This is a genomic window from Selenomonas sputigena (genome assembly GCF_026015965.1).
In the GTDB taxonomy this organism is placed as follows: domain Bacteria; phylum Bacillota; class Negativicutes; order Selenomonadales; family Selenomonadaceae; genus Selenomonas.
The window spans coordinates 373,959-399,159 of sequence record NZ_CP110383.1; the positions used below are offsets into that span (position 1 = coordinate 373,959).

22 protein-coding genes are annotated in these 25,201 nt (G+C 55.2%); 16 read left to right on the top strand and 6 right to left on the bottom strand.

The window, feature by feature from the left end; genetic code table 11:
- Position 1: 1 nt before the first annotated feature.
- A complete protein-coding gene (locus OL236_RS01745; protein ID WP_265071108.1) occupies positions 2 to 364 on the bottom strand; it encodes a type II toxin-antitoxin system RelE/ParE family toxin in 363 nt (120 codons plus the stop codon).
- Positions 365 to 430: 66 nt separating this feature from the next.
- Here OL236_RS01745 and OL236_RS01750 point away from each other — a divergent pair, with 66 nt between their 5' ends.
- From OL236_RS01750 to OL236_RS01780, 7 genes are all read left to right on the top strand, one after another.
- The gene (locus OL236_RS01750; protein WP_265071109.1) at positions 431 to 796 is read left to right on the top strand and encodes a hypothetical protein; all 366 of its coding nucleotides are present in this window, start codon (positions 431 to 433) and stop codon (positions 794 to 796) included.
- A gap of 293 nt (positions 797 to 1,089) precedes the next feature.
- Positions 1,090 to 2,856, top strand: coding sequence for a DUF262 domain-containing protein (locus tag OL236_RS01755; protein WP_265071110.1), 1,767 nt, complete (start codon positions 1,090 to 1,092; stop codon positions 2,854 to 2,856).
- Between the two features lie 110 nt (positions 2,857 to 2,966).
- A complete protein-coding gene (locus OL236_RS01760) occupies positions 2,967 to 4,544 on the top strand; it encodes a type I restriction-modification system subunit M (protein WP_265071111.1) in 1,578 nt (525 codons plus the stop codon).
- Positions 4,541 to 5,857 (top strand): restriction endonuclease subunit S, encoded by a 1,317-nt coding sequence (locus tag OL236_RS01765; protein ID WP_265071112.1) that lies wholly within the window; start codon positions 4,541 to 4,543, stop codon positions 5,855 to 5,857. Before OL236_RS01760 ends, OL236_RS01765 begins: the two co-directional genes overlap by 4 nt.
- Before the next feature lie 17 nt (positions 5,858 to 5,874).
- Complete coding sequence (locus tag OL236_RS01770) at positions 5,875 to 5,961, top strand: hypothetical protein (protein WP_265071766.1); 87 nt, start codon at positions 5,875 to 5,877, stop codon at positions 5,959 to 5,961.
- A 1-nt stretch (position 5,962) separates the two neighbouring features.
- The gene (locus OL236_RS01775) at positions 5,963 to 6,235 is read left to right on the top strand and encodes a helix-turn-helix domain-containing protein (RefSeq protein WP_006193136.1); all 273 of its coding nucleotides are present in this window, start codon (positions 5,963 to 5,965) and stop codon (positions 6,233 to 6,235) included.
- Positions 6,236 to 6,256: 21 nt separating this feature from the next.
- Entirely contained in the window at positions 6,257 to 9,316 is a 3,060-nt protein-coding gene (locus tag OL236_RS01780) for a type I restriction endonuclease subunit R (RefSeq protein ID WP_265071113.1), read from the top strand.
- Positions 9,317 to 9,395: 79 nt separating this feature from the next.
- Here the strand turns inward: OL236_RS01780 and OL236_RS01785 are convergent, their stop codons facing one another.
- Together OL236_RS01785 and OL236_RS01790 are read right to left on the bottom strand one after the other, a co-directional pair.
- Positions 9,396 to 9,908 carry a hypothetical protein gene (locus tag OL236_RS01785; RefSeq protein WP_265071114.1) on the bottom strand — a complete coding sequence of 171 codons (513 nt, stop codon included), beginning with the start codon at positions 9,906 to 9,908 and terminating at the stop codon, positions 9,396 to 9,398.
- An 18-nt stretch (positions 9,909 to 9,926) separates the two neighbouring features.
- Positions 9,927 to 10,799, bottom strand: coding sequence for an RsiV family protein (locus tag OL236_RS01790; protein ID WP_265071115.1), 873 nt, complete (start codon positions 10,797 to 10,799; stop codon positions 9,927 to 9,929).
- A gap of 155 nt (positions 10,800 to 10,954) precedes the next feature.
- Between OL236_RS01790 and OL236_RS01795 the strand changes: the two genes are divergently transcribed.
- Positions 10,955 to 12,112, top strand: a complete 1,158-nt coding sequence (locus OL236_RS01795) for an MFS transporter (RefSeq protein ID WP_006191552.1) — start codon at positions 10,955 to 10,957, stop codon at positions 12,110 to 12,112.
- Between the two features lie 74 nt (positions 12,113 to 12,186).
- Here OL236_RS01795 and recQ read toward each other — a convergent pair whose 3' ends face one another.
- Positions 12,187 to 13,968 (bottom strand): DNA helicase RecQ, encoded by a 1,782-nt coding sequence (recQ, locus tag OL236_RS01800; RefSeq protein ID WP_265071116.1) that lies wholly within the window; start codon positions 13,966 to 13,968, stop codon positions 12,187 to 12,189.
- Positions 13,969 to 14,028: 60 nt separating this feature from the next.
- On the opposite strand from recQ, the gene OL236_RS01805 reads away from it, so the two are divergent.
- The 6 genes from OL236_RS01805 to OL236_RS01830 all read left to right on the top strand — a co-directional run bounded on the left by OL236_RS01805 (position 14,029) and on the right by OL236_RS01830 (position 19,551).
- Positions 14,029 to 14,250, top strand: coding sequence for a type II toxin-antitoxin system HicA family toxin (locus OL236_RS01805; RefSeq protein WP_265071117.1), 222 nt, complete (start codon positions 14,029 to 14,031; stop codon positions 14,248 to 14,250).
- Positions 14,247 to 14,561 carry a type II toxin-antitoxin system HicB family antitoxin gene (locus tag OL236_RS01810; protein WP_264919483.1) on the top strand — a complete coding sequence of 105 codons (315 nt, stop codon included), beginning with the start codon at positions 14,247 to 14,249 and terminating at the stop codon, positions 14,559 to 14,561. Before OL236_RS01805 ends, OL236_RS01810 begins: the two co-directional genes overlap by 4 nt.
- Positions 14,562 to 14,821: 260 nt before the next feature.
- Positions 14,822 to 16,420 carry a TolC family protein gene (locus OL236_RS01815; protein ID WP_265071118.1) on the top strand — a complete coding sequence of 533 codons (1,599 nt, stop codon included), beginning with the start codon at positions 14,822 to 14,824 and terminating at the stop codon, positions 16,418 to 16,420.
- Positions 16,417 to 17,562 carry an efflux RND transporter periplasmic adaptor subunit gene (locus OL236_RS01820; RefSeq protein ID WP_265071119.1) on the top strand — a complete coding sequence of 382 codons (1,146 nt, stop codon included), beginning with the start codon at positions 16,417 to 16,419 and terminating at the stop codon, positions 17,560 to 17,562. The genes OL236_RS01815 and OL236_RS01820 overlap by 4 nt, the downstream gene beginning before the upstream one ends.
- A gap of 18 nt (positions 17,563 to 17,580) precedes the next feature.
- Positions 17,581 to 18,321 carry an ABC transporter ATP-binding protein gene (locus OL236_RS01825; RefSeq protein WP_265071767.1) on the top strand — a complete coding sequence of 247 codons (741 nt, stop codon included), beginning with the start codon at positions 17,581 to 17,583 and terminating at the stop codon, positions 18,319 to 18,321.
- Positions 18,322 to 18,333: 12 nt separating this feature from the next.
- Complete coding sequence (locus tag OL236_RS01830) at positions 18,334 to 19,551, top strand: ABC transporter permease (protein ID WP_265071120.1); 1,218 nt, start codon at positions 18,334 to 18,336, stop codon at positions 19,549 to 19,551.
- Between the two features lie 136 nt (positions 19,552 to 19,687).
- On the opposite strand, the gene OL236_RS01835 is transcribed toward OL236_RS01830, so the two are convergent.
- Together OL236_RS01835 and OL236_RS01840 are read right to left on the bottom strand one after the other, a co-directional pair.
- Complete coding sequence (locus OL236_RS01835; RefSeq protein WP_265071121.1) at positions 19,688 to 21,832, bottom strand: methyl-accepting chemotaxis protein; 2,145 nt, start codon at positions 21,830 to 21,832, stop codon at positions 19,688 to 19,690.
- Between the two features lie 187 nt (positions 21,833 to 22,019).
- Positions 22,020 to 22,373, bottom strand: a complete 354-nt coding sequence (locus OL236_RS01840) for a hypothetical protein (protein ID WP_265071122.1) — start codon at positions 22,371 to 22,373, stop codon at positions 22,020 to 22,022.
- 129 nt (positions 22,374 to 22,502) lie between these two features.
- On the opposite strand from OL236_RS01840, the gene OL236_RS01845 reads away from it, so the two are divergent.
- Positions 22,503 to 23,927, top strand: a complete 1,425-nt coding sequence (locus tag OL236_RS01845) for a carbon starvation protein A (protein ID WP_265071123.1) — start codon at positions 22,503 to 22,505, stop codon at positions 23,925 to 23,927.
- A gap of 195 nt (positions 23,928 to 24,122) precedes the next feature.
- Complete coding sequence (locus tag OL236_RS01850) at positions 24,123 to 25,103, top strand: KpsF/GutQ family sugar-phosphate isomerase (protein ID WP_265071124.1); 981 nt, start codon at positions 24,123 to 24,125, stop codon at positions 25,101 to 25,103.
- Positions 25,104 to 25,201: the final 98 nt, after the last annotated feature.

Sequence of the window (25,201 nt, forward strand, 5' to 3'; positions counted from 1 at the left end):
GTCACTCCTTTTGTTGACGGATGTAATCCTTCCGTGCCTCTTTAGCGTGGGCAAGTTCTCTAGGCGGAGTCTTTTGGCTTTTCTTACGAAAGTGGTGCAGCAAAACATATCGATTATCGGCGTAATAGAAATAAAAAATGCGATTATTTCCTGGGCGGAGTTCCCATATACCATCTTCCAGATGTTTTGTGATTTTGCTTGGCAAATTTGTTCCGTTGAGTGCTAGAAGATCGAGATAAAAGATGATTTGTTCATACTGAATGCGTGCATCTTTGTTGCTTCCGCTTTTGAGGCGCAGTTCCTCGAGGAAATCCCATACGTCAGATATGCCGTTTCTTTTTTCGTAGAAATCAATTTGATACATAGTCCACTCCCTCTGTTCACTATTTATATGATAGCATAAAAGCTATCGCTATACAAGGAGGATTCCATGAACCCATTCAGCAAACTCTTTCTGCTGTATTACATACTGTTGCCAACCAAGCTGATTGCAATGATTTTGCATGAGTTAACACAGCGTGTTTCTGGCATTGATGTTCGTTCAAGAGCAAACAAAGTAGCGAATCTTTTTTCACGAATTGCTCGTCAGAAGTGTATTAGTAAAGAGCACGAAGATTGCATATCTCTGCTGCATGAATATCTTGATTCGATATTGCAAGCGATTATTGGTGGGAGGCACGCGAGTTCATTCAAAAGAGCGGCACCCCTTTTTATGCTTGGATATCCGATTGGGAGAACTTTGATTATGCAAATTTTAATATTGATTGGCTTGCATGGTGTGCAGAAAATTTATTAAAAACGATGGGAGAAATGTACAGGTACGAAAAAAGATTCAAGAGGCAGTAAGAAAGCAACATCTGGATGGATATAGAAACGCCAGTGCTATGAGGAGATACTTTGAGATCTTTGCCGTTTAGCTATATAGAGGACAGTCCGTCTGTGCTTTTAATGCAGGGCAATGTACGATATAATGAATTCGTAGAATAAACCGACTCCAAGAAGACGGGCGATATGATCAGCAATATAGAGATAGATAACAGCTGTGGCAGTATGCGCTGCGATGGCAATAAAAGATAGGAGATGGACTGCATGAGAACAAACGATACTCCGATCTTGGATTTGATGAAGGACATCGACAAGGGAAACATTCAATTGCCTGATTTCCAGCGCGGCTGGGTATGGGATGACAGTCGCATTCGTGGGCTTATTGCCAGCATTACGCAGAATTTTCCAGTAGGTGCCGCCATGTTCCTCGAATATGGCAATGCGAATGTACGCTTCAAATATCGCATGATTGAGGGCGCACCGTCCTGCAAAGCACAGCCCGAGCAGCTTATTCTGGATGGTCAGCAGCGGCTCACTTCCATCTATGCGTCTATGTGCAGTCCGAATGCCATCAAAACCAGAACCGACAAAGGCAATGAGATCAAGCGATTTTACTACATCGATATTGCCAAGGCAATTGATCCTGCTATCGATCGAGTGGAGGCTATTATATCCGTCCCAGAGTCGAAGCGAATCACATCCGACTTTGGCAGGAAAATTGACCTCGATGTTTCGACTGCCGAAAGGGAATATGCGAATAAGCTGTTTCCTCTGAATATCATCTTGGATGACGAGAAGTCCTTTGAGTGGGAACGGGCATATCTTGCTTATCACAGTAATTCACACGAGGCAAGCGACGAGTATAGAACTTTTCGTGGAAAAATTATAATGACCGTCACTCATTACAAAATTCCTGTCATCAGCCTGGACAAGGACACGCCGAAGGAAGCGGTGTGCCAAGTTTTTGAGAATGTGAACCAAGGCGGCGTATCGCTTACGGTTTTCGAACTCGTCATAGCTGTATTCGCTATGGATGATTTTGAACTCAGGAAAGATTGGGAAAAGCGCAAAAACAATCATCTCAACGGAGATATTCTGAATATTGTCACGGCTACGGATTTCCTGACTGCCTGCACGCTTCTTTCTGCCTATGAGAAGAAGGGTGTGGTGAGCTGCAAGAAGAAGGACGTGCTGAACCTGAAGCTTGCCGATTATCAAAAATACGCCGATGTTTTGATGCAAGGATTCGAGGAAGCGGAAATGTTGCTCTTCGAGGAGCGCATCTTCGTCAGCCGCGACCTTCCTTATACGACGCAGCTCATTCCATTGGCCGTTTTGTGCGCCTTGCTCTTGCTCGATCGTCGAATAAAAAATTCCAATGTGAAGAACAAAATCAAGCGATGGTATTGGTGCGGTGTATTCGGTGAGCTTTATGGAAGTGCCAATGAGACGCGTTATGTAAATGATGTAGTTGGCGTGATGAATTGGTTGAACGGTGGTGAGCTGCCCAAGACCATTGTCGATTCCTATTTCAATCCCATGCGCCTGTTGATGCTTCAGTCAAGACGGAGTGCTGCCTATAAGGGAATCATGGCGCTTATCATGAAGAATCACAGTCGTGACTTCATCAGCGGGCAGGAGATGGATCTTGTTCTCTATAAAGCCGCCGGCATTGACATTCACCATATCTTTCCGAAAAACTATTGCAAGAGCAGGGGATATGATTATATCAAGTGGGATTCCATCATTAACAAGACGCCCCTATCGTACAGTACCAATCGGGAGATAGGCGGTGTTGCTCCGAGTGAATACCTGGCGCGTATCGAGAAGAAAAAGGTAGAGCAGACAGACTTGTGCGATTATCTCGCCAGTCATTGGATTGATATGGCCGATTGCATGTCCGATGATTTCGAGAGATTTATCGTTCATCGCGCGAGAAAAATTCTCGATGCCATTGCAAATGTCACCGGCAAGCCGATTTCCGGCAGGGATAGCGATGAAGTGAGAGAAAAATTTGACGAAATTTTGTAAGCTATCTGCTCCGTGGATGTCTGGTTGTTTTGCGGGGAACGTTTTCACTAGAAGGACAAAGGCGGCTTCAACAAGAATTAGAAGAGCATACTGACTACGGAGGCGATACGATGGACAATAAAAAGGAAATGGAGCGGGCGGAGCTGCATCGGGCGATCTGGCAGATTGCGAACGATCTGCGCGGTTCGGTGGATGGCTGGGATTTCAAGCAGTATGTCTTGGGCACGCTCTTTTATCGCTATATCTCGGAGAAGCTGACGAATTACCTCAACCGTGAGGCGCATGAGGCGGGGGATGCGGCATTTGACTATGCCGCACTGTCCGATGAAGAGGCGGAGACGGAGCGCGAGAATCTCGTGGAGGAGCAGGGGTACTTCATCCTGCCGAGCGAGCTTTTTGCCAATGTGCGAAAAAGTGCGCCGACAAATGAAAACCTCAATGAAACGCTGGAAAAGGTATTTCACAACATTGAAGCCTCGGCGACTGGCACGGCGAGTGAAAACGATCTTGCGGGGCTTTTTGAAGACCTCGACGTCAACAGCAACAAGCTCGGCGCTACGGTGAAGGAGCGCAATGCAAAGCTCGTGAAACTCCTCGACGGCATCGGCGAAATGCAGCTGGGAGATTATCGGGACAACACGATCGATGCCTTCGGCGACGCCTATGAATACCTCATGCGGATGTACGCTTCGAATGCCGGCAAGAGCGGCGGCGAATACTATACGCCGCAGGAAGTCTCCGAGCTTCTGACGCGCCTCACGGTCATCGGCAAGGCGCGGGTGAACAAAGTGTACGACCCCGCCTGCGGCAGTGGATCTCTATTACTGAAGTTTGCCAAAATTCTCGGCAAGGAGAATGTGCGAAACGGCTTCTACGGGCAGGAGATCAACATCACGACGTACAATCTTTGCCGCATCAATATGTTCCTGCATGACATCAATTTCGACGACTTCGACATTGCGCGCGGCGATACGCTGACTGATCCGCAGCATGATGCGTTTGAGCCGTTTGAAGCGATTGTTTCCAATCCGCCGTATGCGATTCGGTGGGAAGGCAAGAACAATCCTACCCTTATCAACGATCCGCGCTTCGCGCCTGCGGGCGTGCTTGCGCCGCCGTCGAAAGCCGACTTCGCCTTCATCTTGCACGCGCTCGCGTGGCTGGCGGCGAACGGCACGGCGGCGATTGTCTGCTTCCCCGGCATCATGTATCGCGGCGGCGCGGAGAAGAAGATTCGCCAGTATCTGATCGACAGCAATTTCGTCGATGCCGTGATTCAGCTGCCGGACAATCTCTTTTTCGGCACGAGCATCGCGACCTGCATCATGGTGCTGAAGAAGTCGAAAGCGGACACGACTACGCTCTTCATCGACGCTTCGAAGGAATGTATCAAGGTCACGAACAACAACAAGCTCACGCAGGAAAACATCGAGCATATCCTGCAGATGTATACTGACCGCGCAGATGTTGCCTACACGGTGCGCCTCGTTCAAGGCAAGGAAATAGCCGCCGAGGACTACAACCTCTCCGTCAGCACTTACGTCGAACCGGAAGACACGCGCGAAGTCATCGACATCGTGGCGCTCAATGCAGAGATTCGCGAGATCGTCGCAAGGGAAGAAGTGCTGCGGTGTGAGATCGACAAGATTATTGCCGAGATCGAAGACGAGGAGGGAATTGCTCTATGAGCAGGCTGAAGGAGTTGATGGAAGAGCTTTGCCCGAGTGGAGTGGAGTATAAACAACTTGGTGAGATTGGAACACTTGTCAGAGGAAAAAGATTTGTAAAAAATGATTTTGCAGATATTGGAGTACCAGCCATTCATTATGGGGAAATGTATACCTATTACGGAATTTCTAGTAGTGAAGCTAAAACAAAAATACGTGCAGAAATCTCATCAAAGATGAGGTATGCACAAACCAATGATGTTATTATTGTAGGCGCAGGCGAAACTGTTGAGGATATTGGAATCGGTGTAGCTTGGCTGGGAAAAGACGATGTAGCTGTACATGATGCTTGCTATATTTTTCGACATAATATGAATCCGATATATGTATCGTATCTCTTGCGTACAGAAAGCTACCACAAACTAATTAAGAAATATATTACTACAGGGAAAATATCGTCTATTTCGGCGCAAGGCTTAGCGAAAGCGATCATTCCCGTCCCGCCATTGGAAATTCAAAATGAAATCGTAAAATTATTAGACAGTTTTACGGAGCTTACAACGGAGCTTACCGCAGAGCTTACAGCGGAGCTTACCTTGCGGAAAAAGCAGTATAATTTTTACCGCGACAGCCTTTTGAATTTTGTCCGTGTGGATGATACAATCGTTCAGACAGACAGACAGACAGACAGACAAGCTCAAAGAATAAGTGAATTTGGGCTGTGGCGGAAAACGCAACATATAGAGTGGAAAAGTTTACGAGATATTTCCGTGCGAATTTCTTCGGGAGGAACGCCAAGAAAAACAAATTCTGCTTATTATACTGGCGGTACAATTCCTTGGTTGCGAACTCAAGAGGTGGAATTTAATTATATTGAGAAAGCGACATCTTTTATTACAGAAGAGGGATTAAAAAACTCATCGGCGAAATGGATCCCTGCACACTGTGTTATTGTTGCCATATCTGGTGCGACAGCTGGACGAAGTGCTGTCAATAATATCCCTGTTACAACGAATCAGCATTGTTGTAACATTGAAGTTAACGAGGAAATGGTTGAGTATAAATATGTGTTCTATTGGGTAAAAAGCCAATATGAAAAGTTGAAAGGGCTAGGGCGCGGCGCACGGGCAGATTTGAGTGCAGAAATTATAGCCAACTATCCTATCCCTGTTCCGCCTCTTTCTGAACAGTGCCGCATCGTCTCCATCCTCGACCGCTTCGACGCCCTATGCAACGATCTCACAAGCGGCCTCCCTGCCGAGATCGCCGCACGCAAGAAGCAATACGAACACTACCGCGATAAACTGCTGACCTTTCCAAGAAGCAACGGATAGTTCTAACGCATGGATTCATTAAGAAAACACAGAAGACTCCGGTACGAGAAATCGAACGTGCGAAAAAATATCGTGTGATTTATTGCGAGAGAGAGGAGAAATGACATGGATGATTTGGATCGCTATATTGCAGAGCAGATGAAAGACCCCGCTTTTCGCGAAGAACACGAACGGACACGTTTGGAATTCGCACTTACAGAACTCCTGATTACGGCACGCATGGAGCAGGATCTGACACAGAAAGAATTGGCGGAGAAATCGGGGGTTCGCCAATCGAACATCAGCCGTATTGAAAAAGGACAGGCGGTACCTTCCTTGGTGACGCTTGATAAGATTGCAAAGGCATTGGGAAAGGAAGTCCAAGTCAGTTTTGTCTGATGGGGCGAGGAGGTCGGTACATTGTACTATAACCTGATTGCAAGCGCAGAAGAGAGCACGGTGCTCGCGCAGTATGTTCGCGAGGAGCGGGCGCCGTATGCGGCGTATCAGTCGGAGGCGGCGCTTGAGCGAGCATTGATCGGGCTGCTGGAAGAGGAAGGCTATACGTATCTTCGGATTCATGACGAGGCGGAGCTGGTCGCGAATCTTCGAGAGCAGCTTTCGGCGCTCAATGATTATGTGTTCAGTGATGCGGAGTGGGAACGGTTCTTCAAGGCTTCGATCGCGCCTGCGGGCGACGGCATTGTGGAGAAGACGCGGCGTATTCAGACGGATTACATTCAGAATCTTCGGCGCGATGACGGAACGACGAAGAACATCAAGCTGATCGACAAGGAGAACATTTATAACAATCGTTTGCAGGTCATCAACCAATATGCGGTAGAGGGCGGTGCGGACGCTCAAGCAGAGAATGCGGCGGCTCATGCGAATCGCTACGATGTGACGATTCTCGTCAACGGCTTGCCGCTCGTGCATTTGGAGCTGAAGCGGCGCGGCGTGGAGATTCGGCAGGCGTTCAACCAGATCAATCGCTATCAGCGCGACAGTTTTTGGGCAGGTGCGGGGCTGTATGAGTATGTGCAGGTTTTCATCATTTCGAACGGGACGAATACGAAGTATTATTCCAATACGACGCGTGCAAGTCATATCCGAGAGATGGATGCGGCGGGGCGCAGGGCGAGCAAGAAGACGAGCAACAGTTTTGAGTTCACATCGTTTTGGGCGGATGCGAGCAATCGCCTCATCACCGACCTCATGGATTTCGGCCGCACGTTCCTCGCGAAGCATACCCTGCTCGCCGTCTTGACGCGCTATTCGATCTTTACGACGGAAGAGGTGCTGATGCTCATGCGTCCGTACCAGATTGCGGCGACGGAGCGCATTTTGTCGCGCATCAAGATCGCGTCGAATTACAAGACTTGGGGCAAGATCGAGGGCGGCGGCTATATCTGGCACACGACGGGGTCGGGCAAGACGCTGACTTCGTTCAAGACGGCGCAGCTTGCCGCAGGGCTGCCGGATATTGATAAGGTACTCTTTGTGGTCGACCGCAAGGATCTTGACTATCAGACGATGAAGGAGTACGACCGCTTTGAAAAGGGCGCGGCGAACGGCAATACGTCGACGCGCGTGCTCGCGGGGCAGCTCGCGAATGATGCGGCGCGCATCGTCGTCACGACGATTCAGAAGCTCGCTATGTTCATCAAGCAGAACAAGACGCACGCGATCTACGGCAAGCATGTCGTGCTGATTTTCGATGAGTGCCATCGCTCGCAGTTCGGCGATATGCACACGGCGATTGCGAAGGCGTTCAAGAAGTATCATATCTTCGGCTTTACGGGCACGCCGATTTTCGCGCCGAATGCGTCGGGCGCGGGCAAGCCTTCGGCGCGGACGACGCCGCAGCTTTTCGGCGATAAGCTCCACACCTATACGATTGTGAACGCCATCAACGACGGCAATGTGCTGCCGTTTCGCATTGATTACATCAACACGATGAAGAGCAAGGCGGAGATCGAGGACAAGGAAGTGCGTGCCATTGACCGCGAGAAGGCGCTCGCTGCGCCCGAGCGCATCCGTGCCGTGACGGAATATATCCTCGTGCATTTCGATCAGAAGACGATGCGCGGCAAGGCGTATTCGCTCAAGGGACAGCGTGTCTTGGGGTTCAATTCGATGTTCGCGGTCGCGTCGATTCCTGTCTGCATGAAGTATTACGAGGAGTTCAAGCGTCAGCTGGCAGCGGCGGGGCGCGACCTTGCGGTTGCGACGATTTTCAGCTATGCGGCGAACGAGGACGATCCCGAGGACGCTTTGCCCGATGAGGATTTTGATACGGCGGGGCTTGACCGCACGAGCCGCGACTTCCTTTCGGACGCGATTGCGGACTATAATGCGCGTTTTTCTACGAATTTTTCGACGGACGGGGATTCCTTCCAGAATTATTACAAGGATCTTTCTCAGCGCATGAAGAAGCGCGAGATCGATTTGCTCATCGTTGTCAATATGTTCCTCACGGGCTTTGACGCGACGACGCTCAACACGCTTTGGGTGGACAAGAACCTCAAGTACCATGGGCTGATTCAGGCGTTTTCACGCACGAACCGCATTTTGAATTCGGTCAAGACGTTTGGCAATATCGTCGCTTTTCGCAATCTGGCGAAAGCGACGGACGATGCGATCTCGCTTTTCGGTGATGAGAATGCCGAGAGCGTCGTGCTGCTGCGAGGTTTCCGCGACTACTACGACGGCTATGATGATGCGAGCGGCCGTCATCATAGGGGCTATGCGGAGCTTATCCTGGAGCTGCGCGAGAAGTTCGCCGTCGGTGAGCCGATCTTGGGCGAGCAGGCGCAGAAGGATTTCGTGCGCATCTTCGGCAGCATTCTGCGCCTCAGGAACATTCTCACGGCGTTTGATGATTTTGAGGAAAATGATCCTCTCCTGCCGCCGCGCGATTTGCAGGATTACCAGAGCATGTACTTGGACATTCATCGCGAGATGACGGGCGCAGGAAATGCGGAGAAGGAGAACATCAACGACGATGTCGTGTTCGAGTTGGAATTGATCCGGCAGGTGGACATCAATATCGACTACATTCTTCTGCTCGTGGAGAAGTATCATGCATCGAACGGCTTGGACAAGAGTATCATCGGCGCGATCGACCGCGCCGTCGGCGCAAGTCCTGAGCTTAGGAGCAAGAAGGAGCTGATCGACGGCTTCATCAAGACGGTCAACACGAGTACGAAGGTGATGGAGGACTGGCGCACCTATGTCGATGCGGAGAAGGAAAAGGCGCTCGAAAAAATCGTGCAGGAGGAGAAGCTGAAGCCCGAGGAGACGGAGAAGTTCGTCCGAAGTGCGCTGCGCGACGGCAGGTTCAAGACGACGGGCACGGCGATTGATACGATCCTGCCGCCCGTTCGCCGCTTCGGCGGCGCTCGCGCCGAGAAGAAGGCGGGCGTCATCGAAAAGCTCAAGACGTTCTTTGCAACTTTTATGGGGCTGGTGGAGGAGTGAGGGAGCCGTCTGTAAAAAACAGGTGCGGTCTGTATTGAAACCATACAGACCGCACCTGTTTTTTATTTTTGTCCGTTCGTCAGAACAGATCCTCCATCAGGCGGATTTCGTAGATCGTGCCGTCTTCGTAAGTGTAGAAGATGAGGGTGGAGTCTATGCCTTCATAACTATAGGCATAGTTCATAGGGGTGCCGTTTCCTTCAAGTCTCTCGGGCAGCCAGCCGAAGGCGCGCTCGATGTCGGCTGTGGTGCTGCCGACGTGCAGGCCTTGCGGTGTTTCGATGCCGTTGTTGGCGGTAGTGTTGATATCCATGACGCTGTCTCTGTCCGTGCGGATGAGGATTTTGAATGAGTTGCCGTAATAGTAATAGAGAACTTTTACGTCGGAATGGTTGGGTTCGATGTTCGTATACATGCTGCTTTCCAGGCGGTCGGGTGTGCCGTAGATGCTTTCCACGTAGGCGCGGGAGCTGCCGATCTTGAGGCCGCCCAGAGAGAGTGCTTCTTCGGGCAAAGCGGTTGCCGAAGAGAGGTGTGTAGGGAGCAGCAGGGCGACGAGGAGCAGGAAGCGAGCGAGTGCTTTTGCTTTCATGAGAAAGATCTCCTTTTATCAATCTATAGAATACGCGTCGATGAAAAGCTGCGGAGCGTCCGCGCGCTCGATGGTGAGCGTGAAGTCGCCGGAGGCGTAGGGGGCGAGAGCGTAGGGCGGGTAGAGGAAGACGAGTTCGCCGCGCGTGCCCATGTACCATGAGAAGGTGTCGAGGCCTTTTTCTGCGGGGTGAATCCGTTCGAGTTGCTCGCGGATGTCGAAGGCGAACAGTTCTTCCTCACGTCCTGGGTATTGAGCATGGAAGGCAGCGGCAAGCGCTTGGAGCAAAGCTTCGCGGTTCGTGACGAGGGCGGCGAGGGGGACTTCTTTTCCCGTTCGTGTATCGAAGGTCGTGCCGCCTTTGCCGTGCATCGGGTGTATGCCGCCCGCGTAGGTGATAGCGAAGCTGCAGAAGCTGATCATGTTCTCATCGACGCGCCCCCACTTCGTGATGACGGAGTAGTCGAAGTAGGCGGTCTCTTTGAGAACGCCGTTATCACGATCCTCTTTCTTGTATTCGTAGGCGAAATCAAAACCCCGCTTCGCAGCTTGCGCTTCCTGTTTGCTCCAAGTAGCAAGACCGTGTGCGAGCAGGGGGTGTCCTTTGCCGTTGACACGAAGCACGGGATGGCTGCTGTAGGTCACGCATTTGCCGTTGGCATTCAAGGCCTCGATGCGATGGTCTTCGACGAGGAGCCACGGCACGGGGGCTTTGACGGAGCGTTCCTCGTCTTTGTCGGCGGAAGTTTTTGCCGGACGCGTGTACTCTTTGATTGTATCTTGCTGCGCTGCCGCATGGACGACGGATGCGAGGGGCAAGTCGCCCGAGACAGGCGCAATGGGAGCGAGCAGGAGGACGGCTGCGAGGGAGAGTGCATGGATTTTCTTCATGGGATGAACCTCCTTTTTGATGGCTCTGCATATACTTTGCTTTTTCTCGTGTGCAATCGTACGCGAAGTTGCAGCAAGACTTCGTTTAGGCTGCTGTCTATCGGTTGACAAGCCATCGGGAATATGTTAGTCTCCCTAAAACAAGGGGGTTGAATATGCAAAACAACGGTTTGCCGGTTGATCGCTCGCGCAGTTTGCTGCATCGCGCCAATCAGGCTTTTTTCTTTGTCGGCGGCTTCGGCGTGGCATCTTGGGCGCCTCTCGTGCCGCTTTTGAAGGCGCGGCTCGGCGTCGCTGAGGATGTGCTTGGACTCTTGCTTCTCTGCATCGGCGTTGGCTCGCTGGTGACGATGCCTTTTGCAGGAGTCCTGGCCGGGCATTTCGGCTGCCGCCGCGTGATCGCTGTCGATTCGCTCGTCTTTGCGGCGCTTCTTGTGGCTCTTGCCAGGGTGGACAATATCGTTCTTGCTGTGCCGACGCTCCTTTTGTTCGGCTCTTCCATGGGAATTATCGATGTCACGATCAATATCCATGCCGTGCGCGTCGAGCAGCTTTTGAAGAGGCGCGTGATGAGCGGCATGCACGCGCTTTGGAGCGTGGGCGGTTTCATGGGGGCGGGGCTTTTTGGTGTTTGGATGGCGCTCGGATTCACGCCCTTGGGCGCGACGGCGTGTTCGGCAGGCATCATCGTGCTCATGGTGCTCGCCTTCGCGCGATTTTTGCTCGCGGGCAGGAGTGCACCTGAGGGCAGGGCGCTCGCCGTGCCGCACGGCATCGTCGCCTTTGTCGCGGCGGTCGCCGGTATATCCTTCCTCGTCGAGGGCGCTGTCATGGACTGGTCGGGTGTGTTTCTCACGGAGGTGCGCGCGATGGACATGTCTCTTGCGGGCACGGGCTTCGCTGTCTTTTCTGCGGCGATGCTCCTCATGCGGCTCTTGGGTGATGCGATTGTCAATCGCTTGGGTGCGCGCCGCGTCGTATTCTTCGGTTCGGTCATCGCCATCGCGGGTTTCTTGCTCGTGATCGTTTCGTCCTCCGCGTGGCTCATCTTCCCCGGCTTCTTCGCGATCGGTTTCGGCTGCGCGAACATCGTGCCGATTTTCTTCTCATTGATGGGAAAGCAACAGGATATGACGATCAATGCGGCGGTCGCGGCGGTGTCGACGTGCGGTTACCTCGGTGTGCTCATGGGGCCTGCCGCCATCGGTTTCATCGCACACAGCACGAGTCTTTTGGCATCGTTCGCACTATTGGCCGTGCTGCTCTTCGTGCAGCTCCTCATTGGGCTGCATGTGTTCCGCAAGGTGGCGTGAGAAAAAATTCATCGGCGCGTGCCTATAAAGGCGGCGCAAGGGCAGCAGCAAAAGCTCTTTCGCCGCCTTTTCGCTTAAGTGCGATGCTCTTTGATGCATGCGAGGAAGGCTTCGCCGTAGCGCTCGCACTTTCTTTCGCCGACGCCCTTGACGTGCAGGAAGTCGTCGAGCGTTTCGGGCAGAATGCGGCACATGTCGCGCAGCGTCGCGTCGGAGAAGATGACGTAGGGCGGCACGCGGTCGCGGGCGGCTAGCTCTTTTCTGAGTGCGCGGAGGTAGTCGAAGAGTGAGATGTCTACGGGCTTTTCCTTCTGTTTTCGGGGGAAGTTCTGGAAGACTTGCTCCTTGCCGCGCAGCACAGCGTAGGCGGGTTCTGCGAGCTGCAGCACGGGGTATTCGCTCTCGGTGAGCGAGAGATACCCCGTGGCGATGAAGCGTTGAATCGAGCGCTTGATCTCGGCGAGCGTCTGCTCCTGCATGATGCCATAGGTCGACAGTTCGTCGAGGTGCAGCGTGCGCACGCGCTGCTCGGCGGAGCCTTTGAGCACCTGCGCTGTCAGCGTCATGCCGTAGCGTCCTCTCATGCGGTAGACGCACGAAAAGATTTTCTGCGCATCAAGCGTCACGTCGCGCCGCTCGAAGTCGCCCTTGCAGCTGCTGCAGTGCTCGCACGAGGCGGCGGGGCTTTCCTCGCCGAAGTAGCGCAGGATGAAGGCACGCAGGCATTCGGGCGTGTGGCAGTAGTCGGACATCTTCTGCAGGCAGCCGAGTTCGTGCGCCTTACGCGCGGCATCCTCGGTCGAGATGTCGATCAGGTACTTTTGCGTCATGACGTCCTGCGGCGAGAAGAGCAGGATGCATTCGCCCGGCTCGCCGTCGCGTCCCGCGCGTCCCGCCTCCTGATAGTACGACTCGATGTTTTTCGGCATGTTGTAGTGGATGACGAAGCGCACGTTCGACTTGTCGATGCCCATGCCGAAGGCGTTCGTCGCGACGATCGCCTGCACGTTGTCGTAGAGGAAGTCGTCCTGCGCCTTCGAGCGCTCTTCGTCGCTGAGTCCCGCATGGTAGGGACGCACAGCGAATTTTTTTTGCTGCAGGAAGTGGCTCAGGGCGTCCGTCTCTTTGCGCGTCGCACAGTAGATGATGCCGGCTTCTTCGCGATGCGTGCGCAGGTAGTTTGCGATGAAGTCCTTGCGGTCGACGCCTGTGAGGACGCCGAAGAAGAGGTTCGGCCGGTCGAAGCCTGCGACGTGCACGGCGGGGCGGCGAAGCGAGAGGAGCGAGATGATGTCGTCCTTGACGCGCGGCGTCGCCGTCGCCGTGAAGGCGCCGATCAAGGGACGCTTCGGCAGACGTTCGATGAAGGGCGCGATGGCGCGATAGCTCGGGCGAAAGTCGTGTCCCCACTGCGACAGGCAGTGCGCCTCGTCGATGGCGATGAAGGAAACGGTCTGCTCTTGCAGCAGGGATTGGAAGAAGTCGGTTTCGAGCCGCTCGGGCGCGACGTAGACGATCTTGTACGCGCCTTGCGCGATGGCGCGAAGCCTTTCGCGAGCCTCCGCCTGCCCGAGCGAGCTGTTGATGAATGTCGCGGGTGCACCGGCTTCCGTGAGAGCGTCGACTTGATCCTTCATCAGCGAGATCAAGGGCGAGATGACGAGCGTGACGCCCGGGAGCAGCAGAGCGGGCACTTGGAAGCAGATGGACTTTCCCGCGCCCGTGGGCATGATGGCGACGGTTTCGCGGCCTTCGAGCAGGCTCTTGACGACGGTCTCCTGCGCAGGGCGGAAGTTCTTGTAGCCGAAGGTTTGCTGCAGGATCTGCAGCGCACGGGCGAAGTTTTGCTCGGGCATTGGATGGACTTCCTTTCGTGTCATGGTATAATGTATGTCAAGGAGGCGGTACGAGTGCCGATGACGGCAAAACAGATGATACGGCTGCTTGAAAAGAATGGCTTTGCAGCGGTATCATCAAACTCCGGCTCGCATCAGAAGATGAAAAATTCTGCGACAGGGAAAATGATGATTGTACCCGTCCATACAGGAACATTGGGCAAGGGCTTAGAACATAAGATATTGAAGCAAGCAGGTTTGCTAGAAAGGCTGTGCGAATCGAAGGGAGGATATGAGCCATGAAGCATTATTATCCTGCTGTGTTTGAAACGGCGCAGGAGGGCGGCTATACGGTGACGGTGCCCGATATCGACGGTTGCTTCACGGAAGGGAAAACGCTGGAACAGGCAATGTGGATGGCGCAGGATGCGATTGGCTGCATGCTTGAGGACGTGGCAGAGGCGGATTATCCGAAGGCAAGCAAGGTGAATGACATTGATACGGCGGAATATGCGGACTGCTTTGTGACACTCGTGGAATTTGATCGACAGGTCTATGAGCAGCGCTGCAGGGATGTTGCTCTTGCGCGCGAACAGATCAAGGCGCTGGCATGAGGGTTGGCGTCATAGAATACGATGGTAGAAAAGGCATCGAGAGCATGATGCCTTTTTTGTGTACATCGATTCGTTCATCTCGTAACGAATACTGAAAAGATTGCGATACACGAGAAGTGTCGTGCTTTTACAGTTACACCTTTCGCGGGAAATCGTTAAATCCCTTTAAAGCTCAGCGATTTCTTATTGTTACGCGGGGGGACGGGCAGTATAATAAATAACATAAAGTGGAAGTATACCCCTCGGGGAGGAGAGAGACGATGAAGAAATGGTGCAGGAAGCCTTGGTCGCTTTTATTGGCGGGAGCTTTCCTTTACAGCGTGTCATCCGTGGGAGCGGCGGCTGACCTTTCGCTTGCGGGCGCGGTCGAACTTGCGCTTTCGCAGAATGCGGATCTGAAGATCACGAAGCAGGCGGAGGAGGCGGCGCTTGCTTCGCTCGGCGAGGCGAAGAGCGAGAAGGGATTCTCTGTCAGCGCTTCGGGCGGCTATTCTGTCGGCAGAAATTGGAGTGATCGCGGCAATACGACGACGTCGAAGCTTAATGGGGGCGTCGAGAGCGGCGTCAATATCTGGGACGGCGGCAAGGCGAGCGGCGGCATCGACAGCGCCAAGATCGCCATCTTGACGGCGCGCCTCAAGACGGCACGCGCCGAGGAGAAGCTGCGTCTTTCCGTCATCGAGGCGTATTACAACGCGTTGCAGGCGAAGAAGACCGTCGGTGTGAACAAGGCGTCCGTCGACAACTACCAAGCGCATTTGACGAACGTCGAGCAGCTTTTCTCGGCGGGCAGCAAGGCGCGCATGGACGTGCTGCGTGTCTCCGTGGAGCTTTCCGATGCGCGTCAGACGCTCATCAAGGCGGAGAACGACTACGAGATCAGCTTGGCGAAGCTTAGGAATCTTGTGAACATGGACAGGGACGAGCCGCTTCGCCTCACTGACGATGCCGTATACAGCCCGTTCACTCCCGCGCTCTCCGACTGCCTCTCCTTCGGCGTCGAGAACCGCAAGGAGCTTTGGATCGACAATTACGATGTCGTGCGCAAGGAGCTTGATGTCGAGGTGGTCAAAGCGGGCTATACGCCGCAGATCGACTTCTCGCTGAGCGCGTCGGCGAACAAGGACTTCGAGCCTGCGTCGGACAGCAGTCGCGGCGTGACGGCAGGCATCAATATGAAGTGGAACATCTTCGACGGCGGCAGAAAGAAGGCACGCATCGAGGCGGCGGAAGCGGCGCTCGATGCCGCGCGGCTGCAGCTGGAAAAGGACAGGAACGATGTGGACTACGACATCCGCGCGGCGTACTTTTCGATGAAGGAGGCGGAAAACCGTCTGAACTCGACGCAGGACGCCGTAGACAAGGCGAAGGAGGACTACTTCATCGCACGCGAGAAGTACCGCGCGGGTGAAGGCATCATGCTCGACATCATCGACGCGCAGCTCGCGCTCTCGAAGGCGGAGATGAACCACATCAGCGCACAGTACGACTTTGCACGCGGCAAGGCGCAGGTGGAAAACGCCATGGGGCAGAGCCTCACGGAGAGTGAGCAGCGTGCGGCGGACGCCATGGACGCCGTGCCGCTGGCGAGAGCTGAGATCAGCCGCAGGGATGCGGTGCACGCCTATGAAGAGAACGAGAAGGCGATGAAGGAGCGTCAGGACAGGACGGTCATTCCTTTCCTCGCGTCTGAGGCAGCGGCGGCGAAGCAGTCCGCCGTGCAGAAGGAAAGAGCGTCAGGCGCGAAGGATTCGAATACAATGAATACAGCGAACGCGGCAAATGCGACGAATGCAGCTGATACGGACAGTGCAGCGAATGCGGCGGCAGCGGCAGCCGGAAATGGAGGATGGGCATGAAGATTTTCGGCAAGGACATCACCTTCGGCACGAAGGCGAAGATAGCAGTGACCGCGCTCGTCCTCGCTGGCTGCGCTTTTGGCGGCTACAGCTACTATGAGGCGCAGCAGGCGGAAAAGGCTATGCGGGAGTCTGCGGGCGAAACGGCGACGGTCGTGCGCATGGAGATGAAGTCCACCGTGTCGGCGACGGGCACGATCATTCCTGTCGATTCCGTCGAGGTCAGCTCGAAGATCACGGCGCGCATCAAGAATGTGCTCGTCAAGGAAAACGACATCGTGACGGCAGGCGAGACGGTCGCGACACTCGACGCCAAGTCGCTCGCAACGAAGCGCGATCAGGCGCAGTTCAAGGTCACGAACGCCAAGGCGAAGTACGACCGCGAAGCCTACCTCTACAGCATCGGCGCGAATCCGCAGACGACGTTCGAGGACGCGCAGTACAACTACGATGCTGCCAAGAGCGTCTTGGAAGAGACGGAGTCCGATCTCGCTGAGACGATCATCCAGGCGCCGATCAGCGGCATCGTCGTCGGCAAGCCCAAGACGGCGGGTACGATGGCGACGGCGGGAACGGACTATCCGACCGTCATCATGCGCATCGCCGACCTCTCGAAGAAGCAAATCATGGCGAAGGTCGACGAGACGGACATCGGCAATATCAAGGTCGGCCAGCAGGCGACGTTCACGGTCGATGCCTATTCGGGCAAGACCTTCACGGCGCGCGTCGCGAAGATCAGCCAGACCGATACCGTGAATACATGGCAGACCGTCTCCTCTTCGAGCAGTACGACGACCTCGACGGCGAGCGTCATCTACTACTATGTGACGCTCGATGTCGACGATCCAGAGAACCTGCTGCTGCCGGCCATGACGGCGCGTCTTGAAATCGAGACGGCGACGAAGCCCAGCGCGCTCGCCGTTCCCATCGCCGCATTGAAGACGGACGCCTCGGGATCCTACGTTGTCGTCGAGATGCCCGACGGCACGAAGGAGAACCGCCCTGTCAAGACAGGCATCTACAGCGATGACTATGTGGAAATCCTCGACGGTCTCATCGAGGGCGAAACCGTGTCGATTTCCTACACGGCGACGCAGCCGCAGGTCATGATGATGGGCGGCGGCGGCCACCCGCCGATGTAAGTGCGGAAAGGAACGATCATGGAGCAAAAGGCGAAGGAAGAGCGAGCGGCGCAGGAAAAGGCGACGATCGAGCTTCGGGGCATCAAGAAACTCTATCCGATGGGCGATCAAATCGTCGCCGCGCTCGCGGGCGTTGATCTTACGATACGAAAGGGCGAGTTCGCCGCCCTCATGGGGCCGTCCGGCTCGGGCAAGTCGACGCTCATGAACATCCTCGGCTGCCTCGACCGCCCGACGGAAGGATCGTACAAGCTCGACGGCGAGGAGGTCGCGCACCTCTCGGACGACGCGCTCGCGCTCACGCGCAATAAGAAGATTGGCTTCGTATTTCAGAACTTCAACCTGCTCTCGAAGAGCAGCGCAGCTGAAAACGTCGCCCTGCCGCTCATCTATGCGGGCGTCGGAAGAGGCGAGCGGCGCGATCGTGCCATGCACCTCTTGGAAGCCGTCGGCCTTGCCGATCGCGCCGACCATCAGCCCAACGAGCTTTCGGGCGGTCAGCGCCAGCGCGTCGCCATCGCGCGCGCCCTCGTCAACGATCCGCACATCGTCATGGCGGACGAGCCGACGGGCAATCTCGACACGAAATCGACGCATGAGATCATGGAACTCTTCGAGAAGCTTCACGCCGCCGGACGCACGATCATCCTCGTCACGCACGAGCCGGACATCGCTGCCTGCGCGAGCCGTCAGCTTCTCGTGCGCGACGGACTCATCACGCGCGACGAGGGCAGGGGCGTCAAGATGGATGTCGTATAGGAGGGAAGTCGCTTGTTGATTTGGGAAAGCATCACCATCGCCCTGCATGAGCTCTTTGCGAACAAGCTGCGCTCCGTCCTCACCATGCTCGGCATCATCATCGGCGTCGCCGCCGTCATTGCGATGGTCTCCATCGGCATGGGCGTCAAGAGCAACGTCGAGGACTCGATGGCGAGCCTCGGCAGCAACATGCTCATCGTCACGCCCGGCGCGGCGAACTCGGGCGGCATTCGCGGCGCGGCAGGATCGCGCGAGTCGCTGAAGTACGACGATGCCGTCGCGATCAAAAAGAAGATCAAGAACATCGACCACGTTTCGCCCATCGTGCAGCGCTCCTATCAGATTGTCTACGGCAATCAAAACTGGAATACCGTTGTCATGGGCGTGACGCCCGAGTACATGGCGATCCGCTCGCTCACGCTGACCGTCGGCACCTTCATCTCGCAGACGGACAACGACAAGCGCCAGCGCGTCGCCGTCATCGGCCCGACCGTCGCTAGGAATCTCTTCGGCAGCGAGAACCCCATCGGCAAGAACATTCGCATCCACAATCAGCCGTTTAAGATCATCGGCGTCCTCGCGAGCAAGGGACAGTCCTCCATGGGCCAAGATCAGGACGATGTGGTCATCGTGCCGCTGATGACGGAGCAGGAGCGCCTTCTCGGCATCACGCACATCCAGATGATCCAGCTGCAGGTCAGCGAGGCTTCGAAGATCGTCCAAGTGCAGAGCGAGGTCGAAACGCTGCTGCGCCAGCGCCATCACATCCTGCATGGCAAGGATAACGACTTCACCGTCAACAACCTCACGAGCCTTCTCGAGACGGTGACCCAGCAGACGACGATGCTGACGATCCTCCTCGGCAGCATCGCAGGCATCTCGCTCCTCGTCGGCGGCATCGGCATCATGAACATCATGATGGTCTCCGTCACGGAGCGTACGCGCGAGATCGGCATACGGAAAGCGCTCGGTGCGACCTTCAGCAACATCATGCTGCAGTTCCTCATCGAGTCCGTCGTCATGGGCGTCGTCGGCGGCATCCTCGGCATCTGCCTCGGCTGCGCCATCTCCGTTGCCATCTCTCATGTCGGCGAATTCAAGACCGTCATCACGGCGACGCCGATCCTCGTATCCTTCTCATTCGCCGTCGGCATCGGTCTCTTCTTTGGCATCTATCCGGCAAGAAAGGCCGCGAAGCTCGACCCGATCGACGCGCTTCGCTACGAGTAAGAGGTCGTTGGAAAGTGACCTGCATGAGTTCGTTATTACCGTACGATGCGAAAAGCGCGGCAGAGCGCTGCTGCATGAAGAATCCCCCGAGAAAAATTCTCGGGGGATTCTTCGCTTTTGCCGCCAAGGATGCGCCTTACACTTGGATCTTGGCGACTTCGCCTTGCAGACTTGTGGCGATTTCGGCGAGCCCTTCGCTTGCATCGGCGATATTCTGCAGGGACTGCGTCTGCGTCTCCACGGCGCTGTTGCCCTCCTCGCTCGTCGCGGCATTTTCTTGTGCAAGCGCCGAAAGACTCTCGATCACCTGGGAGACGGAGCGGTTCTTGTCCACGATGTTTCGCGTCGAGTCGTTCATCCTCTTGACGACCTGTTCCGTCTCTTCGACGGCTTCGTCGATGCGGCGGAATTTTTCCTGTGTTTCGTCGAGACTCGTGCGCGTTTCGTCGACGAGATGCCGGGACACTTCCATCGTGTCGACCGCCTCTTGGGATTTCTCCTTGAGTCCGCCGATGATGGCGCTGATTTCGTCGGTGAAGCTGCGACTCTGCTCCGCGAGCTTGCGGATCTCGTCTGCGACGACGGTGAAGCCGCGTCCTGCCTCTCCGGCGCGTGCTGCTTCGATGGCGGCGTTCAGGGCGAGAAGGTTCGTCTGCTCGGAAATCGACTGGATCATCTGGCTGGCCACTTCGATCTTTTCCGCGCTTTTGTTCGTCTCGATGACGACGCGAGCCACGTCTTCGGTCGCCCGGGAAGTTTCTGCCGATTTCTTCATGACATCAGCGAGGATGGCGATGCCTTCATCCTTGCGTTGGCGCACGGCGGCGGTTCCTTCATTGATTTTTTCGAGAATTTCCTGATTGCCGTCGAGCAGGGTCTGGATTTCGTCCAGGTGATCGGAAGCTTCCTGCGTGTCCTGCGCCTGCTTCGATGCACCGTCGGCAATGTTGTGGATGGCCGTCGTCACGTTGCGCGCACTGTTGGCCGTGCTTTGCGTCGTGGCGGTCAGTTCCTCGCTCGTGGCGGCGACAGATTGGGAATTGCCATTGATCTTTCCGACGATGTCGCGCAGGCTGCTCGCCATCTTGCCGCAGGCGCGTGTGATGATGCCGATTTCATCGCCGCGCTCCAGGTATTTCGCAAGGTGCATATTTTTTTCTTTCTGCAGATCGAGTCCTGCAAAGCGCTCGATCATGCCCGCCATATCCTTTAGAGGTGCGGAGACGCGCTTGTGGATGAAGAAGCTCATGAGCGCGATGAGACCTGCACCGCAGGCTACTGCAATCAGCAGCGATATGAGGACGAGTGCCTTTGCCTCATGCGTGAACATCTCGTTGGAGACGGCGACGAGCGCCCCCCAAGGCTGTTCGATGCCCTTGAGCTTGATGGGGTTGAAGATATAGGTGGTAGGAAGCCCCGTGGATTCGGAGGTGCGCTCCATGGAGAAGAGCTCCTGGCCGAAGAATTTCTGTCCTTCGCTTTCGCTTACGCCCAGCATTTCATAGACGTTCTTGGAGACCGCGTCATCTTTTAGACCGTGGGCAAGCAGCGTTCCCTGCGGGGTAAAGACGGCGAAGAAATTGTTCGGCGTGCTGATCGCCGCCATGTCGCTCTGGAAAGGGGCGGCGTCGAAATCCACCGTGACGGCGCCGACGAAACGACCGTCCTCGATGAGAGGGAAGGCGATGGTCAGCATGTAGGTGCGCTGGGTCGGCGTGACATCGTACCAGTAGGGATCGGTCAGCGTGATTTTCTGCGTCTTGCGCGGGGATTGATACCACTCGTCCGTCTCATAGCCGGCGAGCGGCGTGATCACGATGTCGGATCCTTCCTTGCCCGCATAAGGGATGGCGCGCCCCGTGGCGTCGGAAGCGGGGGAGTTCACGAATGCGGCATCTTTGCCGTCGAAGGCGTTTGGCTCGAAGCAGATACCTGAACCGACGATGTCGTCATTGGAAGCGACGGTCGAGCGCAGGGCGGCGATCAGATCGTCGCGATTGCGCTGCTCGGGTGGCAGAGACAGAATCTGTTGGACGCGCGATCTCAGATCCTGTCCCGATTGATAGACGGCAGTGTAGCGCGTCTCGATGGCGGCCGTCTTCATGCCGACCTCGTTGTACTTTTCTCGTATGCCGTCTTCAATCATGGTGTTGTACGAGCGATATCCGATGAAGCTCATGAGAATGGCGATCATCAGCGTGACGCCGAGGAAGATGACAACATTGACTTGCAGTCCGATGCCGTAGCCGCCCTTTTGCGGGGTTTCCTTTGTTTTGTTCATGTTGTACAGCTCCTTTTCGGGGAGGCGCGTGCATTTTTCGTCAAGAAATGCGCCTCCTAATTTAGTTGATTTCATCTACTACTTTACAAAGACGGAATCTGGAATCTTTTAATATTATATCACATTTTTCAAAAAAAGTGGCACTTGAATATAATTTAATAATAAACTTTAGCGATACGAAGCGCTCCTACCCGAGCAAGGGGCTTTCGCCAAGCTTGTCGAGCAGCAAATTTGTTTCCATGACGCTCTTCTTGTGCGTGAGCGCGAAGATGAGGACGCTGTCCCAGCTCTTCTTGGCGTAGAGCTGTGGCAGATGAGCCGCGTGCAGCAGACGGCTCGTTCCCTTGAGGTCGAGTCCGAGCGCGAGGGCGAGCGCCAGAATTTTTGGCGCGAGGGATTCTTGTCGCCGGAAAAGATATGGTAGGCGTATGTGGCTTCGAGTCCCGAGGCGCGGATGACATCGCTTTTCGTTCGATTCTTCTGCGAGAGAAGCTGCGCGAGATAAGGCTCCTCTTTTTCTTTGGAAAAGCACTATTGACAACTTGGCGAAAAAGGTTTACATTGAATCCGTAAATGTATTTCAACAATAGTCCGAATATTGCCTATATGAAGGAGAGGAGGGGCGGTACGGCGGTCTATAGACTGACGGACAGAAGGAGAGTGATTTGCGATGGTTACATTTTTGGTGGCATTGCTCGCTTTGATTCTGGGCTACGTCATCTACGGCAGGGTTGTCGACGTGATTTTCTCGCCTACGGACAAGCCGACGCCTGCGTTGGTGCACGATGACGGTGTGGATTACATTCCTCTGCCGACGTGGAAGGTCTTCATGATCCAGCTTTTGAATATCGCTGGTCTCGGACCGATTTTCGGCGCTTTGCAGGGGGCGCTTTGGGGGCCGTGCGTCTACTTCTGGATCGTTCTCGGCACGATCTTTGCGGGCGGCGTGCACGACTATATGTCGGGCATGATTTCTCTGCGTGAAGACGGCAAGAGCATCTCGGAGGTCGTCGGCAATCACATGGGCAAGACGATGCTCTTCATCATGCGCATCTTCTCGGTCGTGCTTCTCGTCCTCGTCGGCACGGTTTTTGCGACGGGGCCTGCTATGCTCATCGACGGCAAGCTGTTGTCGCTCGGTTCTATTGGCGCGATCAAGATCTGGCTCATCATCATCTTGATTTATTACTTCCTTGCTACACTTTTGCCGATCGATACGTTGATCGCGCGTTTCTATCCGCTTTTCGGCGTCTGTCTCATCGTCATGGCGTTCGGCATCATGGGGGCGATGCTTGCGGGCGTCGGCGGCCACGTCATGCCGGAGATGGTCTTGGCAAATCTCCATCCGCAGAATATGCCGATCTGGCCGCTGATGTTCATCACGGTTGCCTGCGGCGCCATTTCGGGATTCCACGCCACGCAGTCGCCCATGATGGCTCGCTGCCTGAAGGATGAGCGTCTCGCGCGTCCCGTCTTTTACGGCGCGATGGTTTCTGAAGGCTTCATCGCTCTCGTCTGGGCGGCGGCAGGCGTGACCTTCTACGAGAGCACGGGCGGCCTCGGCGCCGTGCTTGCCTCGGCAGGTCCCGGTGGCGTCGTCTACGATATCTGCGTCGGCTTCCTCGGTCCCGTCGGGGCGGCTCTCGCGTTGCTCGGCGTCGTGGCCTGCCCGATCACTTCGGGCGATACGGCGTTCCGCTCGGCACGTTTGACAATCGCCGACTGGTTCGGCCTTGAGCAGAAGTCGACGAGCAGACGTCTCGCGCTTGCCGTGCCGATCCTTGGTGTCGGTGCTGCTCTTACACAGATGGACTTCTCGATCATCTGGCGCTACTTTTCATGGACGAACCAGACGCTCGCTATGATTGTCCTGTGGACGGGATCTGTCTACCTCTATCGTACGTTCCGCGGCAAAATCTACTACATCATCGGCATGATTCCTGCGACCTTCATGTCGGCTGTCACGGTGACGTACATCCTGCAGGCGAAGGAAGGTTTCGGCCTTTCGACAGATGTTACATATCCCGTCGGTATTGCCGCCGCTGCGCTCTTCTTGTTCCTCTTCCTGCGCACGACGGTGCTGCGGCATGAGTGAAGAAATTTTCTGTCTGTGCGGCAGACGAGGACGAGTCGTGGAATGCTAAAGACGAACAGCAAGCCGAAAGTTGCCGAATCGCCCGAAAGATTCGGCAACTTTTTTCGCGCTCTACCCAGACTTTCTCGCGCGGTGTATAATAGGGAGGTAGATTTCTTAGTTGATTTACAGTCGAATGGAAAAGGAGAGCGGCGAATGAAGCGAGATGTGATACGGGAAAAGGCAAAGGAAACGCTGGCGCTGGAAGCAGCGGCAGTGAAGAAGCTGACGGAGAATGTGGATGAGGAGTTCTGCCGTGCGGTTGAGTGCGTGCTGGACTGCACGGCTCGCATCGTCGTCACGGGCATGGGAAAATCCGGGCATATCGGACGCAAGATTGCCGCGACGCTTGCGAGCACGGGAACGCCTTCGTTCTTCATGCATCCAGCGGAGGCGTTTCACGGCGATCTCGGCATGGTGACGGACAAGGATGTAGTTCTGGCGATTTCCAACAGCGGCGAGGTGCAGGAGGTCGTGAAGATCCTGCCCGTCATCCATCGCATCGGTGCGACCATCATCGCCATGACAGGCAACCGTGCTTCGCAGCTCGCCGAGTACTCGGACTACGTCATCGACATCGGGCATGAGCCAGAGGCTTGCCCCTTGGGACTTGCGCCGACGACGAGCACGACGGCGACGCTCGCCATGGGCGATGCCATCGCCGTCGCTGTGATGTCCGTGCGGAATTTCAAGAAGCAGGATTTCGCGCTCTTCCATCCGGGTGGCGCACTCGGCAGACGGCTTCTCCTCAAGGTGCAGGACGTCATGCACACGGGCGAGGAAAACCCTGTCGTCTCGGGGGAGAAGACGGCGAAGGATGCGCTCTTTGTCATGACGGAGAAAGGCTTGGGCGCTGTCTCTGTCACGGATGCAGCGGGCAAGTTCATCGGGCTTCTGACTGACGGCATCATCCGCCGCGCACTCGCGAAGGACTATGCTTTCCTCGATGAGCCTGTGCACGAGATCATGTTTACTGAGCCGCTGACGATTCGTGCCGATGAACTGGCGACGGCGGCGCTCTCCGTCATGGAGAAGCACGAGCCGCGCCCCGTGACGGTGCTGCCCGTCATCGACGAGAAGGGGGCGCCGGTCGGCATGATCCATCTGACCGATCTTTTGAAGCAGGGCGTGGTTTGAGCCGCATCCTGCCGTTGGGAATGGATGTGCCATAAAGTGTCGGGGCGTGTCGCTGGTACGTTGAGAGAATGGGTTCGTAGCGCGAGAATTTTTCGATA